The 18288-nt window shown below is 44.3% G+C and carries 18 protein-coding genes; 17 read left to right on the top strand and 1 reads right to left on the bottom strand.

All coding sequences use genetic code 11. The features are described from left to right. The 15 genes from MKZ03_RS15830 to MKZ03_RS15760 all read left to right on the top strand — a co-directional run bounded on the left by MKZ03_RS15830 (window position 1) and on the right by MKZ03_RS15760 (window position 15751). A complete protein-coding gene (locus MKZ03_RS15830) occupies window positions 1-840 on the top strand; it encodes a glycosyltransferase family 2 protein (RefSeq protein WP_307500278.1) in 840 nt (279 codons plus the stop codon). Then, window positions 833-1963, top strand: a complete 1131-nt coding sequence (locus MKZ03_RS15825; protein WP_340973845.1) for a glycosyltransferase family 1 protein — start codon at window positions 833-835, stop codon at window positions 1961-1963. The genes MKZ03_RS15830 and MKZ03_RS15825 overlap by 8 nt, the downstream gene beginning before the upstream one ends. 14 nt (window positions 1964-1977) lie before the next feature. After that, window positions 1978-3081: an EpsG family protein gene (locus MKZ03_RS15820; RefSeq protein ID WP_307500275.1), complete on the top strand. Its 1104-nt coding sequence runs from the start codon at window positions 1978-1980 to the stop codon at window positions 3079-3081. Between the two features lie 27 nt (window positions 3082-3108). Next, the gene (locus MKZ03_RS15815; RefSeq protein ID WP_307500274.1) at window positions 3109-4131 is read left to right on the top strand and encodes a glycosyltransferase family 2 protein; all 1023 of its coding nucleotides are present in this window, start codon (window positions 3109-3111) and stop codon (window positions 4129-4131) included. Between the two features lie 5 nt (window positions 4132-4136). Continuing rightward, a complete protein-coding gene (locus MKZ03_RS15810; RefSeq protein WP_370876280.1) occupies window positions 4137-5165 on the top strand; it encodes a polysaccharide pyruvyl transferase family protein in 1029 nt (342 codons plus the stop codon). Between the two features lie 28 nt (window positions 5166-5193). After that, entirely contained in the window at window positions 5194-6708 is a 1515-nt protein-coding gene (locus MKZ03_RS15805; RefSeq protein WP_341032380.1) for an MATE family efflux transporter, read from the top strand. Between the two features lie 20 nt (window positions 6709-6728). Continuing rightward, window positions 6729-7322: a sugar transferase gene (locus MKZ03_RS15800; RefSeq protein WP_060597336.1), complete on the top strand. Its 594-nt coding sequence runs from the start codon at window positions 6729-6731 to the stop codon at window positions 7320-7322. After that, window positions 7285-7971, top strand: a complete 687-nt coding sequence (locus MKZ03_RS15795; RefSeq protein WP_341032378.1) for an acetyltransferase — start codon at window positions 7285-7287, stop codon at window positions 7969-7971. Before MKZ03_RS15800 ends, MKZ03_RS15795 begins: the two co-directional genes overlap by 38 nt. Beyond that, window positions 7971-9149, top strand: coding sequence for a DegT/DnrJ/EryC1/StrS family aminotransferase (locus MKZ03_RS15790; protein ID WP_307500270.1), 1179 nt, complete (start codon window positions 7971-7973; stop codon window positions 9147-9149). The genes MKZ03_RS15795 and MKZ03_RS15790 overlap by 1 nt, the downstream gene beginning before the upstream one ends. A 149-nt stretch (window positions 9150-9298) precedes the next feature. Then, window positions 9299-10921, top strand: a complete 1623-nt coding sequence (gene nikA, locus MKZ03_RS15785) for a nickel ABC transporter substrate-binding protein (RefSeq protein WP_060597333.1) — start codon at window positions 9299-9301, stop codon at window positions 10919-10921. Between the two features lie 18 nt (window positions 10922-10939). Further along, window positions 10940-11884 carry a nickel ABC transporter permease subunit NikB gene (gene nikB, locus MKZ03_RS15780; protein WP_106048199.1) on the top strand — a complete coding sequence of 315 codons (945 nt, stop codon included), beginning with the start codon at window positions 10940-10942 and terminating at the stop codon, window positions 11882-11884. After that, window positions 11881-12714 carry a nickel ABC transporter permease subunit NikC gene (nikC, locus tag MKZ03_RS15775; protein WP_066030351.1) on the top strand — a complete coding sequence of 278 codons (834 nt, stop codon included), beginning with the start codon at window positions 11881-11883 and terminating at the stop codon, window positions 12712-12714. Before nikB ends, nikC begins: the two co-directional genes overlap by 4 nt. Window positions 12715-12718: 4 nt before the next feature. Beyond that, window positions 12719-13534 (top strand): ABC transporter ATP-binding protein, encoded by an 816-nt coding sequence (locus tag MKZ03_RS15770; protein ID WP_341032375.1) that lies wholly within the window; start codon window positions 12719-12721, stop codon window positions 13532-13534. Window positions 13535-13547: 13 nt separating this feature from the next. After that, window positions 13548-14363, top strand: a complete 816-nt coding sequence (nikE, locus tag MKZ03_RS15765; RefSeq protein ID WP_034660031.1) for a nickel import ATP-binding protein NikE — start codon at window positions 13548-13550, stop codon at window positions 14361-14363. A gap of 62 nt (window positions 14364-14425) precedes the next feature. Then, window positions 14426-15751: an MATE family efflux transporter gene (locus MKZ03_RS15760; protein ID WP_334750470.1), complete on the top strand. Its 1326-nt coding sequence runs from the start codon at window positions 14426-14428 to the stop codon at window positions 15749-15751. A 24-nt stretch (window positions 15752-15775) separates the two neighbouring features. Here the strand turns inward: MKZ03_RS15760 and yvfG are convergent, their stop codons facing one another. Continuing rightward, the gene (gene yvfG, locus MKZ03_RS15755; RefSeq protein ID WP_003213121.1) at window positions 15776-15991 is read right to left on the bottom strand and encodes a protein YvfG; all 216 of its coding nucleotides are present in this window, start codon (window positions 15989-15991) and stop codon (window positions 15776-15778) included. 70 nt (window positions 15992-16061) lie between these two features. Between yvfG and rpoN the strand changes: the two genes are divergently transcribed. Both rpoN and MKZ03_RS15745 read left to right on the top strand, forming a co-directional pair. Then, a complete protein-coding gene (gene rpoN, locus MKZ03_RS15750) occupies window positions 16062-17360 on the top strand; it encodes an RNA polymerase factor sigma-54 (protein ID WP_307500263.1) in 1299 nt (432 codons plus the stop codon). Window positions 17361-17532: 172 nt separating this feature from the next. Further along, window positions 17533-18270 (top strand): FadR/GntR family transcriptional regulator, encoded by a 738-nt coding sequence (locus MKZ03_RS15745; protein ID WP_034660028.1) that lies wholly within the window; start codon window positions 17533-17535, stop codon window positions 18268-18270. The last annotated feature ends 18 nt before the right edge of the window (window positions 18271-18288 follow it).

Raw genomic sequence — 18288 nt, 5'->3', positions numbered from 1 at the left:
ATGCGTAAGCCAAAGGTGTCTATCATCATGGGCGTCTACAATTGCCAAGACACAGTAGAAGAAAGTATTGAATCCATTCTTCATCAAACATATGACAATTGGGAGCTCATCATATGTGATGACGCATCAACAGACGGCACCTATGAAAAAGTGCTGTCTTATACAAAACGAGACCCTGAAAGAATTCGCCTTATCCGCAATGAGCATAATCAAAGGCTTGCTGCCAGTCTGAATCGCTGTCTAGCTGAAGCAAGGGGAGACTTGATTGCACGGCAGGATGGCGACGATGTATCAGTATCAGTTCGTTTAGAAAAACAGGTTCATTTCCTAGAAACACATCCTGAATATGATGTGGTCGGTACGGCGATGACGGTGTTTGATGAATCGGGTACAAAAGGTGTACGTGCACTTATTTCAGAGCCTGATCGGAAGGTGCTGGCAAAAGGGACTCCTTTTTGTCATGGAACCATTATGATGAGGGCTGCTGCATACAAGGCTTTACATGGGTATCGCTCTGTGAAAACAACAAGGCGGATGGAAGATATCGATCTTTGGATCCGTTTTTTTGCTGCGGGGAGAAAAGGCTTTAATTTACAAGAGCCGTTATACCTTGTGAGAGAGGATGAAGCGGCCTTTCAGCGCCGTAAGTTTCAATATTCGATGGATAATGCCTGGCTTGTTTTAAAAGCATGCTGGTTATTAAAATTGTCGCCGGTTCATTATCTGTTTGCAATAAAGCCGGTGGTCCGCGCCTGTTTATCACCGAAGATCATGAAATTTTATCACCAGCGGAAGTTGGAGGCGTCTTTGTTGAAAAGGAGGACGATTCGGGATGAGTGAGCCAAAGCGTGTACTCCATATTGTGGGCGGGATGAACCGCGGCGGGGCTGAAACGATGATTATGAACATCTATCGTGCACTCGATAGAAATGTCCTTCAATTTGACTTCATTACCCACCGAAAGGATGTCTGTGATTATGATGAGGAAATTCAGAGGCTCGGGGGACGTATCTTCTACGTCCCAAGTATTGGGGCATCCTCTCCTTTGGCATTTGTGAAAACATTGACAAAGACAATCAAGCGAACAGGACCGTATCAGGCAGTGCATGCCCATACGGATTTTCAAACAGGTTTCTCCGCACTTGCTGCGAAATTGGCGGGTGTGAAGGTGCGGATTTGTCATTCGCATAATACAGCTTGGAAACAGTCGCCAAATTTGGTAGACCATATGATGCTCAAAGGGTTTCGCCAGCTGATCTTTGCATTTTCTACACAGCTTGTTGCATGCGGTGAGGATGCCGGTTCCTTTTTATTTGGGCAGAAAAAAATGAAGAATGGACAAGTTGAGGTGCTGCCGAATGGGATTGATTTATCCCTTTTCTTTCAGCCTGATCCAGACGAAAAGGTGAAGATCAAAAAGCAGCTGGGTCTTCACGAAAAGAGCATGATTATTGGTCATATTGGCCGGTTTCATGAGCAAAAAAATCACGTTTTTTTTATGGAACTGGCACAGACCTTAAAGAAACAAGGGGTCTCATTTCAACTTGTCCTTGTAGGGGATGGACCACTGAGGCAGGTGGTTGAATCATATGCGAAGAAGGCAGGCTTGTTAGACGACATTGTCTTTACAGGCGTCGTATCAGACGTTCCGCAGTATATGAAAGCATTTGATGTATTTGTGATGCCGTCCTTGTTTGAAGGACTTCCGCTTGTATTAGTGGAAGCACAGGCATCTGGATTGCCTTGTGTGATTTCAGATCATATTACAGAGGAAGTGGATTTAGGCTGCGGTCTTGTGAAAAGAATGTCGCTGCGGGATTCTGCGCATGAATGGATGAAGGCGGTGCTTGAAGCATATCATGCAGAGCCTCCTCTTCAAGAGACCATTACGTCCCAGCTTGAACAAAGAGGATTTGATGTCAAACAGAACATCACACGTGTGATGAATGGATATGGACTGTAAGGAAGGAATGGCAGATGGCGGTTTATTTGGTGAACATGATCATGGTCTATTTATGGTCGAGCTTTGCCGCATTTTACGGCAGGCGTGATGATACCATTCAAAGCGGATGGCGGCCTAACAAGATTCTGGTGTTATTTCCGTTTTTGTTTCTTTGTATTGTCGCTGGTATTCGGTACAAAGTAGGAACCGATTTTGTCACATATGGACAGATGTATGAGTTCTCCGTCAATTATGAAAAGCCTTGGCATATATTCGGATTTGGTGTGGACAAGGCGGCCACTGACCCAGGATTTACGTTTATTTTATGGATGCTCAATCAACTGTCCCGTGATCCGCAAATCATGTATATCTCGGTTGGGGCGATCACCTATTTTTTTATCATCAAGACGCTCATTCAATATGGCCGTCCCTTTGAGCTGAGTATGCTGCTTTTTCTCGGCACTTTTCATTATTACGCTTCGTTTAATGGCATGCGTCAGTATATGGTGGCTGCGGTTCTTTTTTATGCCATCCGTCTTGTGATCAATGGTCAGTGGAAATTGTATTTTCCGCTTGTCCTCGTATGTTCATTGTTTCATTCATCGGCTCTCATCATGATTCCGGTGTATTTTATCGTGAGAACAAAAGCATGGTCTTGGATGATGCTGGTCTTATGCATGATTTTCTTAGGGTTAACCGCTCTTTATGACCGCTTTGTTTCCGTGTTTGTCGTGATGCTGCAAGGCAGTTCATATGGGCATTACGAGGAATGGCTCACAACGAATACGAATGGAATGAATGTGACAAAAATTGGTGTGTTGGTTTTGCCGCTTTTACTTGCTTTCCTTTATCGAAAACGACTTCGTGAGCTGACGCCTGAGAGTGATTACATTGTGAATTTTTGTTTGCTCGGTTTCTTGTTTGGCATCCTTGCTACAAAGGATGTCATTTATGCAAGATTTCATATTTATTTTGGCTTGTACCAGCTCATTTTACTGCCATATTTCACCCGTATTTTTGATCAGCGGTCTAATGTCTTTATCTATGTAGGGATTGCTGTTTGCTATATTCTGTACAGCATCATGCTGATGCCGTTCGATTCATCTGTTTTACCGTACAGGACGATATTTACAAAGTAGATTTGGAGAAAGGTGGGGCATGTTGTAATGCCAGCTATCAGTCTATTGGTCGCAGTCTACAATACGAGTCAATATGTGGAGCAATGCCTTCAATCAATTGCAGATCAAAGTTTTTCAGATATAGAGGTCATTCTCGTGAATGATGGATCGACGGATCACAGCGGAGAATGTCTTGAAGCGTTTGCTGCGCAAGATCAGCGCTTTCGGGTCATTCATCAAACAAATCAAGGGTTAGGCGCTGTGAGGAACCGGGGCATCGAAGAAGCAAAAGGGACGTATATCGCCTTTATTGATTCAGATGATATTCTCACGCCTCATTACTGTGAAGCCTTGTATGAAAAAGCTGAAATGACCGGCGCAGATCTTGTTGTCAGTGAGTACTGGATTCAATTTGAACAGTCAAAGCGAACCATACCAACGACGCTGTTAGCCGAGCGATCAGCCGAAAAGACGAGTTTAATTGAAGCGTTATTGCACGGAGACATCACGGGGTTTTCATGGAATAAGCTGTATCGGCGTGCCTTTATCGAAGAACATCACATTCGATTTCCGCTGCGGGGGGAACTTGAGAACATAGAAGATCAATATGTGACGCTGCGCTGTTTTTCTTTATCACGCAGCATCGCCTTTGTTCATGAACCTCTTTATTACTACAGGGTTCATCTGTCATCTATTGTGCAGCGATATCAGAAGCAGTATTTTCATCATGGACTGACCTTTTATCATGCGCAGCGCTTGTTTTTGAAAGAATATGATGACATCTCTCTGTATGAGAAGGCACTTGATTTTTTTATTGTCAATCATACTCTTCATTGTATGCTCAACGAATGGAAGAGCCAAAATGCCCTCTCTATTCGGGAAAAGCTTGATCACATGCGGGAAATGGTGACACACGAGGCCTTTCTGCATGCCGTCAAACAAGTGGAACCATCGAAGCTCACCGCTCGAAAGCGAATGATTTTATTCCTTGCTAAGTGCCGGTTGGTTTATCCGCTTTCTGCCGCCGCTTCAAGCTATCAAAAATGGATCGAATATCAAACAAGGAAATAGGGGTGATGAGATTGACATTGCAGCAATTGAAGGCGCACGCCGCAGAGTGGCTGCTCTTAAAGGTTAAATATCCACTTGAATATCGACTGAGCCGCCAAAGCCTGCCAGAGCTGAGTCATCAGAAGAAAATCATTCTCACGCTGCTGCCGGGGCATGATAATTTAGGGGATCATGCGATTGCCTATGCGAGTTATTGTTTTTTAAAAGAGCACTTTCCCGCTTATGACATCATGGAAGTGGACATGAAAGAGATCTATCGCCTCGCTCGTCCGTTAAAGCGTATGCGGCACCCAGAAGACATCGTCTGTATCATCGGTGGGGGCAATATGGGGGACTTATACCGTTATGAAGAATGGACGAGACAATTTATCATGAAGACCTTCAAGTCCTATCCGGTGATTCAACTGCCGGCCACTGCCCATTTTACAGAAACAAAGAGAGGAAAAAGAGAGGAACGCCGCGCCATTCAGACATACAAACATCATCCAAGGCTGCTTCTCATGGCAAGAGATCAAACAACCTATACATGGATGAAGCAGCACTTCTCTGATCAAGATGTGTGGAAACAGCCTGATATGGTGCTGACATTAGACGAAGCATCAAAGGAACAAAAACGTGAAGGGGTTCTGCTTTGTCTGCGTGAGGATAAGGAAGCCTATCTCACCAAGGAGAGCCGGCAGCAGCTGCAGCAGCATATTCAAGACACGTATGATCAAGTCGGTTTCATCACAACGACAATTGGCAAACGAGTTGATCGAACGACTCGCTTAGATGAATTATCTGCCTTATGGACAGAGTTAAGAAAGGCGCAGGTCGTCGTGACAGATCGGCTTCATGGCATGATCTTTTGTGCGATTACGCATACACCATGTGTTGTCCTCAGGTCGTTTGATCATAAGGTGATGGAAGGGTATGAATGGGTGGCTCATCTTCCGTTTTTGACGCTATTAAAAGAACCGAATGAGGCGACTGTGAAAGAGGCGATTCATCAGCTGATGAAAACGAGCGGACAAAAGGGAGAGGAAGCTGGATGAAAGCTTTTAAACGCTGCGTGAAAACAAAATGAATCGAGCGTTTCTTTACAATGCCAGTGCAAACTTCATGACGTTTGTCTGGATGATGCTTATGTCTGTTTGTTTAACACCGTACATCGTTCATACACTTGGAGTGGAAGCATTCGGCTTAATCCATCTGACGCAAAATATGATCAACTATTTATCGGTTATTACGGCTTCATTAAGTGCTGTTGTGGTGCGTTTTTTTTCTGTGGCGGCTCATAAAGGAGAAATGGAGAAGGCGCAGCGCTATCTCTCATCTTATTTCGTTAGTTCCATTGTTTTATCGATCAGTCTTTTTCTGTTTTGTCTGTTCATGTCCCGTCAGCTGGTAGAGTGGCTTCATGTGCCTGATTATCTCGCAAAAGACACACAGACCGCCTTTATATTAGGGGGTCTTTTATTTATGCTCAATTTTGTCATGTCCGGCATTGGGGCTGCGCCGTTTTATGCGAATAAGTTATATGTATCAAGTGTTGGTCAGGCCATTCAGATGTTTTTGAGGGCATTTATGATTGTGATGCTGTTTACATGGACGGCACCAGCCATCTGGCATATTCCGCTTGCGGCCGTCATAGGAAGCTTGGCGGCTATGGGAATCGGTATCTATTATTTTAAAAAACTCATTCCTTGGTTTTCGTTTAAGTGGCGGCACGTCTCATTATCTTCTAGTCTCACACTTGTTCGATCAGGGGTCTGGCATTCTTTTGAGCAAATGGGAATTTTGTTGTTTTTACAAATTGACTTATTGATGACCAACCTGCTCATTGGAGCGGAAGCGACGGGACAGTATGCGGCGATTTTACAATTCCCATTATTATTACGCACACTCGCAGGGACACTGGCGGTTGTATTTGCCCCAACGATCACGAAATTTTACTCGAATCAAGACAAAGAAGGTCTCATCCAATATGCAGCCAGTGCCATTAAATGGAGCGGTTTATTTGTCGCGTTCCCAGCCGCTTTACTAGGAGGGCTCGCCGGTCCGCTCATGCTTTTATGGCTTGGACCTGCCTTTGAAGAGCTGAAATGGCTTCTCATGATTCATGCAGCTTATTTATGTTTGACCTTGATGTTTTTACCGCTGACATATGTGCCGACCGCTTTTAATCGATTGAAAGTTCCAGCGGTGGTCACGCTCATATTAGGTGTATCCAATGTGCTTTTTGCCTATGGATTGACTCATATGCTTCAGCTTGGCTTATATGGCATTGCATCAGCAGGAGCGATAGTTTTATTGATGAAAAATATCGTGTTTCTGCCATTTTATACGGCCCACATCACGAATCAGAAACGCACCATCTTTTACAAACATACATTGGTTCCACTTGCAGGAGCGCTCATGATTTGGGGCGTCTGTGCAGGGATTCAAGCGATTTATGACGTGACCTCATGGTGGGAACTGTTTTGTATTGGTGGTCTTTGTTTCATTCTCTATATGGGCTACTTGTATCAATTTGCAGGAACAAAACGAGAGCGGCAGCAGCTGGTGCATAAGGTAAAACAAGCTGTTTCCCGCTAGTGAGATAAGGAGATTTAATGATGAAAAGAATGTTAGATGTGATGGTGGCATTGACGCTGCTCATCGCAGGCAGTCTTCTTTTTCTTCTGATTTATGGACTGATTCGGTGGAAAATTGGGACGCCTGTGTTGTTTCGGCAGAAGCGGCCTGGTCTGTATGGCCGGCCATTTATGCTATATAAATTTCGGACGATGACCGATGAACGCGACGAGCACGGGGGGCTCCTGCCAGATCATCTTCGATTAACAAAAACCGGCGCCTTGATTCGCAAGCTCAGTCTTGATGAATTGCCGCAATTAGTCAATGTCCTAAAAGGAGAGCTCAGTCTCGTTGGACCAAGGCCTCTTCTGATGGAGTATCTGCCGATGTATACAGAGGAGCAAGCAAGGCGCCATCTTGTAAAGCCTGGCATTACTGGATGGGCACAGGTGAATGGAAGGAACACGATCTCCTGGGAGGAGAAATTCACCTATGACCTCTGGTATGTCGAGCATCAAACGTTTTGGCTTGATATGAAAATTTTATGGATGACCTTGCTGAAAGTCATCAAAACAGAGGGGGTGCAGCAGCCGCATCATGCCACAGCTGAAAAATTCAAAGGAACCGATATGTAAAGAGCAACCCATAGGTTTAATTGGGGCTGGCGGGCATAGCAAAGTCATTCAGGATATGATTGTTGCACATCCCGATTACTCATTATGTGCCGTATTAGATGATCAATTTGAAGAGGAGATCACTCAAAGCGGCATCTTGTATGGACCGATCTCCATGAGTCAACAGCTGAGAGAGACAATGCCTCATATGAAATGGCTGATTGCTATTGGGCAAAATGAGATGAGACAGCTAGTAAAGGAACGCCTCTCATTTGAAAACAAGGCGTTTGCCACACTCATCCATCCAGAGGCAGTCGTAAGTCCATCAGCGGTCATTGGAAGGGGAACTGTCGTGATGGCAAGGGCAGTAGTTCAAGCAGATGCAGCAATCGGTGAACATGCGATTATCAACACAGGATCTATCGTAGAGCATGACTGTATACTCGAATCGTTTGTGCACCTATCATCAGGAGCAGTGTTAACTGGCTGTGTGTCTGTACGAATGGGTACCCATATTGGGGCAGGTGCTGTTGTGATACCCGGGATATCGATCGGAAGCTGGACAATCATTGGCGCAGGAGCCGCAGTAACAAGAGATATACACGATCAGAAAGTCGCTGTAGGCATTCCTGCAATAGAAATCAAAGATCGGAGAGAAGGTGGGAAATGATGCAAGAAAAGAAACGAATTTACTTATCGCCTCCGCATATGAGCGGAAAAGAGTATCTGAAAATAGAGGAAGCCTTCAAGAGCAACTGGATTGCGCCGCTTGGACCTCTGGTGAATGAATTTGAGCAGGTAGTCGCGGGCTATGCAGGAGTGAAGACAGGATCGGCTTTATCTTCAGGAACAGCAGCGATTCACCTCGCCTTAAAGCTTATTGGTGTTCAAAAAGGGGACGTTGTCTTTTGTTCAACCCTCACATTTGTTGCAACTGCAAATCCGATTTTATATGAACAAGCGACGCCCGTTTTTATTGATTCTGAAAGGGATACATGGAATATGTGCCCGCTTGCTTTAGAGAAGGCATTTGTGGAATCAAAACGACTTGGAAAAAGACCCCGCGCAGTCATTGTCGTGCATTTATATGGACAAAGCGCAAAAATGGACGAGATCATGGCGTTGTGTGAAGCGTATGATGTGCCAGTCATTGAGGATGCCGCTGAATCGTTAGGCGCTCTGTATAAAGGAAAAAAAAGCGGTTCAATGGGCAGGTTCGGCGTCTATTCGTTTAATGGAAATAAAATCATTACAACGTCCGGGGGTGGAATGCTTGTGAGTGATGATGAAGCTGCGATCGAACGCTGCCGCTTTCTCGCTTCACAGGCAAGAGAGCGCGCTATGCATTATGAGCATCAAGAGATGGGATACAACTATCGCATGAGCAACCTGCTAGCAGGTGTCGGGATTGCTCAGATGGAAATATTGGACGAGCGTGTTGAGCAAAAACGCCGCATTTTCAAGAGTTATCAGGAAGCGTTATCTGAAGTAGAGGGTCTTTATTTGATGCCAGAATATCAAGACACCAAGTCCAACCGCTGGTTGACCACATTGACCATTGATCGTGATAAGCAAATGTATCCAGTGGACATCATTGCTGCACTAGAAAAAGAACAGATCGAAGCAAGGCGTGTATGGAAGCCGCTGCACCAGCAGCCGCTCTTTCGGGATTGTCCTTTTTATTCAGCGGCGAAAGGCACTCCCGTATCTGAGTTGTTATTTGAAACAGGGCTTTGTCTCCCCTCTGGAACAAGTATGACAGAAGCTGAACAGGATCGTATCATTGACACACTTCGTAATGCCCTGCGAGAAAAAACATTCACCTCTTCACAGGCTGCTCATTCGTAAGCAGCCTGCCTCTCTTTCTATCAAATTCATCAATTAATGGAATAAATAGGTATATGTATTGTCAATTCGTTTTAAATATGATATTGACAAAGGGGTCCTTCCTCCTTAAAATGAAAATGATTATCAGCGTCAATTAGGAGGAACATCTTATGTCTATTTGGAGTAAATTTTTTCCGAAAATTAAAATAAATACAGTATTACCTTTCCTGCTAATCTTTTTATTAGTAGGCTGCTCTCAAGCAAACAATGGAGCAGAAGGAAACAAGGATCATCCTGACATGATCACGATGGCTTGGCCGAGAGATATTGGCGAAATGAATCCGCACGTATACAACCCATCGCAATTGTTTGCACAATCAATGATTTATGAGCCATTGGTCAGCTATCAAAAGAATGGAAAGCTAAAACCTGAATTAGCGAAATCATGGGATGTTTCAAAGGATGGCAAGGTGTATACTTTTCATTTAAGAGACAATGTGACGTTCTCAGATGGATCTGAGTTTAATGCTAACATTGTGAAAAAGAACTTTGATTCCATCTTAAAAAACAAGGATATACATAGCTGGTTAGGTGTTATAAAAAAAATCAAAAAGACAGAAGCAGTAGACAAGAAAACGTTTAAACTCACATTAACAGAGCCATATTATCCAACTGTTCAAGAATTAGCAGTTGTCCGCCCGGTTCGTTTCTTAGGAGAAGCAGGCTTCCCTAAAAACGGAGATACGTCAAAAGGGATTGAAAAACCAGTGGGGACAGGCCCTTGGGTATTAAAAACATACCAAAAAGATGACTATGCCATTTTCGAACGAAATGATCATTATTGGGGAGAAAAACCAAAGGTTAAAGAAATCAAAGTCAAGGTGATCCCAGATGCGGAAACGAGAGTCATGGCATTTGAAAAAGGCGATGTAGATGTCCTTTACGGAGAAGGAACCATTAGCCTTGATGCCTACAAACAGCTAGAGGCGAGCGGCAAGTATGAAACAAAAATGTCAGAGCCTGTAGCAACGAGACAGCTTGTCATGAACACAAAAGTGGATCAGCTGTCAGATGAGAAAGTGCGTCATGCCCTTCAATATGCTATTAATAAGAAATCAATGGTAGAAGGTGTCACCTCTGGCTTAGAGGATGAAGCAGATCACATATTGCCGACCAACATGCCTTACACATCTGATATTAAGGTGAAGTCTTTCCAGTATGATGTAGACAAAGCGAAAGCATTGCTGGATGAAGCAGGCTGGACACTTCCAAAAGGAAAAACCGTTCGTGAAAAAGATGGAAAAGCGCTTGAATTTAGTATGATGTATGACTCAGCAGAATCGATTCAAAAAGCGATGGCTGAGACGCTTCAAGCAGAATGGGGAGCCATTGGCGTTGGCGTCAAACTTGAAGGTGTGGAGCTGGCAACACAGGTGCAGCGCTTTAAAGCCAACAAATTTGATATGAACTTCTTTAGCAACTACGGAGCGCCTTATGATCCGCATACATTTATGAACGTCGTCTCATCAGATGGTTTTGGATTCAAAGAAGCCATCTCAGCCTATCCAAATAAGGACAAGCTGATCAAAGAAATGAGCGAAATTCCATCAACAACCAATGAAAACAAACGAAAAGCACTTTATTCGTCTGTGTTATCTTCATTACAGGATCAAGGGGCGATTGTGCCAATCTCTTATTTTAAAAAGACAGCCGTTTATCAAAAAAATGTGAAGGACTTTGAGTTCCCAGCAAATCGTGATGAACATCCATTCACAGGCATTAAGCTGAAGTAATAGAAGGAAGGTAAGGAAATGGGCCGCTATATCGTCAAACGCATGCTATCAATCATCCCTGTATTTTTATTAGCCACACTTTTTACGACTGGTATGATTCACCTTTCACCAGTTGACCCGGCTGAGGCATATTTAGCAGCGGCTCATATCCAGCCTACGGATGAAATTTTAGCGCAAAAACGAAGTGAATTTGGCTTAGACCAACCGTTTTATATGCAGTATCTTCACACCATTGAAAAAGTCATTCACCTTGATTTTGGCCAGTCGTATATGTCGAACCAGCCTGTGCTCAATGAGGTGATCTATAGAATACCAGCGACGATTCAATTGGCGCTGACTAGTCTGCTGATAGCTATTTGTGTCAGTATTCCGCTCGGCTTTTTCAGCGGCATGAGGAAAAATGGCGTCGTTGATCATATGAGCCGGCTTATTTCTTTTTTAGGAGCATCTATCCCGACGTTTGTCTTGGGGTATTTGCTCATCTTCTTTTTTTCAGTGAAGCTCGATCTTTTACCAGTTGAAGGGGTCGGAACATGGGAGCATCTCATCCTGCCGTCGATCACACTGGCCGTCCCTTTAATTGCTACGTATACAAGGCTATTACGATCAAGTGTGAGTGAGGCGCTTCAAGAGCCTTTTGTTCAATATGCGAGAATCAGAGGATTAAAGGAACGGTCGATCATGTTCAAGCATGTATTGAGAATCGCGATATCGCCAATGCTGACAGGGCTTGGGGTGAATCTTGGCAAGCTGCTGACAGGAACCATTATCGTAGAGGCGGTTTTTTCATGGCCGGGGTTTGGGCGCTTCTTTATTGAAGCGATATTTAACCGGGATCTGCCGGTCATTCAATTCTATGTCCTCATGGCAGCATGTATCTTTATCTTGAGCAGCTTGATTGTGGACTTGCTCCAGCTGATCATTGACCCCCGTATTTCCAGAAAGGAAGGCCGCCAGCCATGATGACAAAAGGAAAATATCTCTTCTCTCATCAAAAGATGATCTCGATCTGTGTGGTGCTCCTTGGTCTATTGCTGATTGTGACAGTATGTGCACCGTGGATCGCTCCACATGATCCGGCGGCTGTCAATCTAGCGATGAAGCTAAAGGGGTCTTCGTGGGAGTATCCTCTTGGGACAGATCAATTAGGCCGATGCAATTTATCTCGAATTTTATATGGTGCACGTGTTTCGCTAGGCTGTGCGTTATTAATCTTTCTCTCTTCTTTATTGATTGGGTTAATCATTGGTTTGTTGTCAGGTTACAAAGGCGGCTGGATCGATCACGTCTTGATGAGAATCTGCGACGGGATCATGGCATTCCCAAACCTGGTGCTGATTCTTGGATTAGTCGGCATCTTCGGTCCTGGACTTTCTCAAGTAGTGCTTGCCTTGATGCTGGTACAATGGGTATACTATGCTCGCGTCTTCCGAGGAATGGTGCTGAGTTTAAAAGAACAGAACTTTATTGCCGCTGCAAAAATCAGCGGGACATCCCACTGGAACATCATGAGAAAGCATATGATTCCAAATGTCCTGCCGCCACTCGCGGTCATTGGTACACTCGAAATGGGCTGGGCGATTATGGACATTTCTGCGATGTCCTTTCTCGGATTAGGCGTTCAGCCTCCTATGCCTGAATGGGGAGCGATGATCCATGAAGGGAAGTCGTACATTCAAACGAATCCTCAGTTGATGCTGTACCCAGGTCTTGTGATCATGGCTGTCGTGGTCCTCTTTAATTTACTAGGAGAGGCCCTCTCAGAGAAATATGGTATCAAACGCCGTGTGTAAAGGAATGATCGATGTGCAAGAGTCCATTTTACAAATAGAGAACCTGCATGTGCAGACGAAAACGCCTCATGGGACAACCTCTCTTATTCAGGACGTATCGTTTGAAGTAGGGCGTGGTCAAATCGTTGGATTAATAGGTGAGAGCGGCTGCGGGAAAACGGTGACAAGTATGTCGATCTTACATATGCTTGACCGGAAAACAACGGAAGTCACTGGCAGCATCACATTACAAGGACGAGAATTGATCGGTATGAGTGAAAAGGATATGCGCTCTATTCGGGGCAAAGACATCTCATATATTATGCAAAATCCAATGAACAGCTTTACACCAGTATGGACGATCGGTCATCAGCTGATTGAAACCATCCGCCGGCATACCGCTGTCAGTAAAAGGCAGGCACGAGCGAAGGCAATGGATGCGTTAGCGCAGATGAATCTGCCGCAGCCAGATAAGCTGTTAAACAAGTATCCCTTTGAACTAAGTGGCGGCATGCTGCAGCGTGTCATGATTGCCATGGCTGCCTGCATGCACCCGCCTCTTCTCATAGCAGATGAACCAACAACTGCTTTAGATGTACACACGCAGAAGCTGGTGCTTGAGCACCTAAACCAAATTCGTCATGAGTATGGAACTGCCATTTTGCTCATTACTCACGATCTTGGCGTCATTGCAGAAATGGCAGATCAGGTTGTCGTCATGAGACAAGGAGAAATGGTTGAAAAGGCAGAAGTGCTTGAGCTTTTTGAAAACCCGAAGCATGATTATACAAAGAAACTATTAGCAGCTCGTCCATCCATCCCAGCTGTTTGCCCGATTTGAGGTGAGAAGGCCCTTGCATTTATTAGAAGTGAAAGCAGTTAGTCATTCATACAACAGCCGGTCGTTTCTGATGAGAAAAAAAGGCGCAGACCAAGTCTTAAGCGGCGTCAATTTAATCATTGAAGAAGGCACATGCCTCGGATTGCTGGGGCAAAGCGGCGCAGGGAAAAGTACACTAGGCCGCATCATACTTGGTCTAGAGAAACCAAGAGCCGGTCAGGTCCTTTTTGAAGGGCAGGATATATATTGTGCAGATCAGCGAACACGCAAACATTATCGCCGGCATGTGCAAGCGGTGTTTCAAGACTCATATTCGGCGGTGAATCCAAGGTGGACAGTCGAACAAATTTTATCCGAGCCGCTTGAAAACTATGAAGCTATGAGCCGACAAGAACGCAAAAACGTGTTGATTCACTGGCTGGAAAGAGTCGGGCTCAGTGAAAAGGACTTGTCTAAATATCCGCATCAATTCAGCGGCGGCCAGCTGCAAAGGATCAATATCGCAAGAGCCTTATTGCTGCAGCCAAAGCTCGTCGTACTGGATGAATCCGTCAGCAGCTTAGACATGGTTACACAGGCTGTCATTTTAGATTTATTAGTAGAATTAAAGAAGGAACTGGGTGTCGCTTACTTATTTATTACACATGATATGACGGCAGCCTATCATGTAAGTGATCAATTGGCGATATTGGATCAAGGTGAACTTGTTGCTCAATTTCAATCAAAGGATGATTTCTTTTCATCAGAAGAGACAGCGGTGCAGAAAATGAGAGATGCAATGCTCGCAGACCATCCTTTGTCCCGAACAATTGGCAGACCGGTTCGGTAAATCTTCATTTCATCAACGCCTCTTTTAGAAGAGGCTATTTTTCATGAAAGGCAGGTGGCATCGTGAACCATCGAGCGTATTTAGCTTTGGCCATTCCTTTAACCATCTCAACGATGACCACTCCATTACTTGGAGCTGTTGATACAGCAGTTGTCGGTCAGCTCGCCAATCCCGCTTATATTGGAGGCGTCGCGGTTGGCAGTCTCATTTTCAGTACACTATATTGGCTCTTTGGTTTTTTGCGGGTGAGTACATCTGCTTTTGCCGCCCAGGCAAACGGGGCGCAGAGTGAGGAGCAGGGCGTACTTGCTTTTCTAAGACCTTTTTTAATCGCCATCATTGTCGGCCTTTGTTTTATTGCCCTGCAATGGCCAATTATTCAATCTGCTTTTCTAGTGATTTCTCCCGCTGCGGATGTCCGGCAATTTGCAGCAGATTATTTTCATATTCGTATTTGGGGTGCCCCGTTTACCTTGATGAATTATGTGATATTAGGGTGGCTGATGGGAATGGCAAAAATGAAAGAAGCCCTCTCTTTACAAATCTTGATCAATGTCATGAATATGGTCCTTGCCCTTCTGCTTGTTCATGTGTTTTCGTTTGCAGTCAAAGGGGTGGCGGCTGCGACATTGATATCTGAATTAACCGCCTTTGTGCTAGGCGCATGGATCATCATGAAGCATTCAAAAAACGGGTTCCAGATGCCTTCTCTTAAGAAAATCATGGATACACAGGCAGTTCAGAAAATGTTTCATGTGAATAAAGATTTGTTTATTCGGACGATTTGTCTGCTAGTGGTGATTAACATGTTTACAGCAAAAGGTGCTTCTTTTGGAACAGAGATGCTGGCGGCCAATGCCATCTTATTTCAAATTCACTACATCATGGCTTATTTGTTCGATGGTTTTGCCAATGCATCCAGCATCCTTGTGGGCAGATCAGTTGGTGCAAATGACCGTACCCTTTATGAAAGAACTTTAACTCTTTCGAGACAGTGGGCACTTGTCATGGCATGCGTCATTGCGTCGGTTTATTTTCTCTTAAAAGAGCCGATCTTGAGCTTGTTTACAAATCTTCCACGGCTTCTTGATGTGACATTAAGCTATGCAGACTGGCTCGTTCTCTATCCGTTTGCCGCTTGTTTCGGTTTGGTCATATACGGCGTATTTACAGGTGCGACAGAAATTGCCCCTGTCAGAAATTCGATGCTGTTTGCGATGATCTTGTTTATCGTTGTTCAAGCAGCAGTCACGCCTATTTGGCACAATCACGGACTATGGTTTGCCTTTATCATCTATACTGTCGGACGGTCTGGCTTTTTGATGATGTACAAATCAAGGCTGGATCAGAAGCTTTTCGCAAATGAAAAGCACCCTTTGCCATCATGACAGAGGGTGCTCTTTTTCGTTCATTCATTCGCTTTCTTTTTTCACTTTTTGATATGCTTCATCAAGATGCTGAATACGCTTCAAGACCACAGCGTTTTTGGTCAGCTGGTCTTGTACAAGCGTGGACACCACTGAGCGGTAATAGGCATTCATGGCATGAATCTTGTCTTCATTTTGATTCATGGCGATGTGCTGTTTCAAGTTGTCAACAAAGTATGGAACGGAAAAAAGTTCAGACATGGGAATCACTCCTATTTCGTATATACGGTCCGTCAATCTTCATGTAAAATGATGAGAGGGAGGGGAGACAATGAGCCTTAATCTGCAACAAGAACAAGTATTAAAGCAGGTGCTCACACAAGAACTCAGGCAGGCCATTACGCTGCTTCAGCTGAATAGCGCTGAGCTTGGCGAGTATCTTGACCAGTTAGCGCTTGAGAACCCTCTGATTGAGCGGAAAGACACGGACAGCTATCAACCAGTTTATCATAAAAAATCTCAAGATCGAATGACAGAGCCGTATCGAACGCATCAAAAAGAAAGCCTACAAATGTATTTAAAGAAACAAGCCATTGATTTGAATTTAAGTGAAAAGAATCAAAGGATCTTTCACTTTATGATCGAGTCCATTGATTCCAATGGCTATTTAAATGAACCGGTTGACGAAATGGCAGCTGTCTTAGAGGTGCCAGCTGAAGAAGTAGAAGCCGTCCTTCATCAGCTTCAATCGCTAGAGCCTGCCGGTATTGGCGCAAGATCATTACAAGAATGCATTCTGCTTCAGCTGAGAAGAAAAAAGGAGCGCTGGTATGAAGCCGAGCTGATCATCGACGAGCACTTCTTTCTCTTTGCAAGAAAGGCTTGGAAGGAAATCGCGGCGAAAACAGGCGTTTCAATGAAAACACTTCAAGCGGTACAAGATGAGGTGTCGCAGCTGGAACCAAGACCGGGCATACATTTCTCATATGAAGAGGACCCTGTGTATATAGAGCCAGATGTGACGATTACTGTCGTGCAGGACCACATCACATTTGAGCTGAATCAGCGCGCTTTTCCAGACGTTGAAATGAATGAAGGATACTTCGCCATGATTCAAGACCAGAAGCGGCATGAAGCATATGTGTATCTAAAGGAAAAAGAGCAGCAATACAATTGGCTTGTCCAAGCGCTGAAGCAAAGAAAACAAACGATGACCCATGTCGTTCGTGAGATTATCTTCCATCAGACAGATTTTTTCCTTACAGGGAAACATAAAATGAAACCGCTTACGATGAAGCGAATCGCAGATATATTGCAAGTGCATGAGTCAACAGTCAGCCGAACGGTGAAAGGGAAAATGGTGCAAACCCCTTATGGTCTCATGGAAATGAAACAATTTTTCCAAGCAAAACTAGAAGGACCTTCGCTGGAAGAGGCGTCCAGCTACACAGTCAAGACGCACATCGCAGAGCTGATCCAAACGGAAAATAAGAAAAAACCGTATTCAGATCAGCAAATGATGACGCAGCTTCAGCAAACCTTTGGTATCCGTGTGTCGCGCAGAACCATTGCGAAATATCGTGAACAAATGAATCTTCCATCATCTACACTGCGGAAGCGCCATGATTAAAAAGAAGTACTTGCCAGAAACAAGGCAGGTGCTTCTTTTTTGTTGAAAGCAAGGCACACAGAAGATTTTTTGAAAATTAAATCGGGGAGACGTCTGAACGGAAATTTTGGGGTAAAGTATAAGATAGGGCATGAGCCGATAAGGATAGACAACAGTGATGAGGTGAGACCAATTGAAATATAAACAAATCAAAACCAAAAAAATATATGAAGAAATTGCGGATGCATTAATCGAATTCATTCGTACAGGTGAGCTTCTTCCGGGGGAAAAATTAGATTCGGTTCAAGCGCTCTCAGAAAGCTTTCAAGTCAGCCGTTCCGCTGTAAGAGAGGCGCTGTCTGCTCTCAAAGCGATCGGATTAATAGAGATGAAGCAAGGGGAAGGCACGTATGTGAAGCAGTTCGATCCTGAACAGCTCGCATTTTCTTTATCTCCTGCATTTTTAATGAAGCAGCATGATGTCAGGCAGCTCCTTGAAGTGAGAACCATCATTGAAACAGGTGCTGTTAAAAAGGCGGCGCTACTTCGGACGGACGATGACCTTCATCAGCTACGTGATGCACTCGAACAAATGAAGCTGGCAGAAGCACATGAAGAAATTGGTGAAGAGGCAGATCTCACCTTCCATCTCGCCTTAGCCAAAGCCTCGAAGAATGATGTATTAAAGGTGTTAATGAATCAAGTCTCAACCTTGTTAGTAGAAACGATGCGGGAAACGAGAAAAGTCGTATTATTCTCAACGAAAGCCTCCATTCGGCAGCTTTACGAAGAACATGAACAAATTTACAAAGCCGTCATGGCAAGGCAGCCAGAAGAAGCAGAGAAAGCGATGCTTACGCATTTGAAAAATGTAGAAAATCTGCTGGGTGATGTGCTGCAAGAACCAGCAGAACAGTCAGATACACAATAAGCTGTGCCGAATGATGGC

It is taken from the genome of Bacillus sp. FSL R5-0431, assembly GCF_038002985.1.
Lineage (GTDB): Bacteria > Bacillota > Bacilli > Bacillales > Bacillaceae > Bacillus.
Note: the sequence above shows the minus strand (reverse complement) of the source record. Positions and strands in the feature narration are given on the sequence as shown.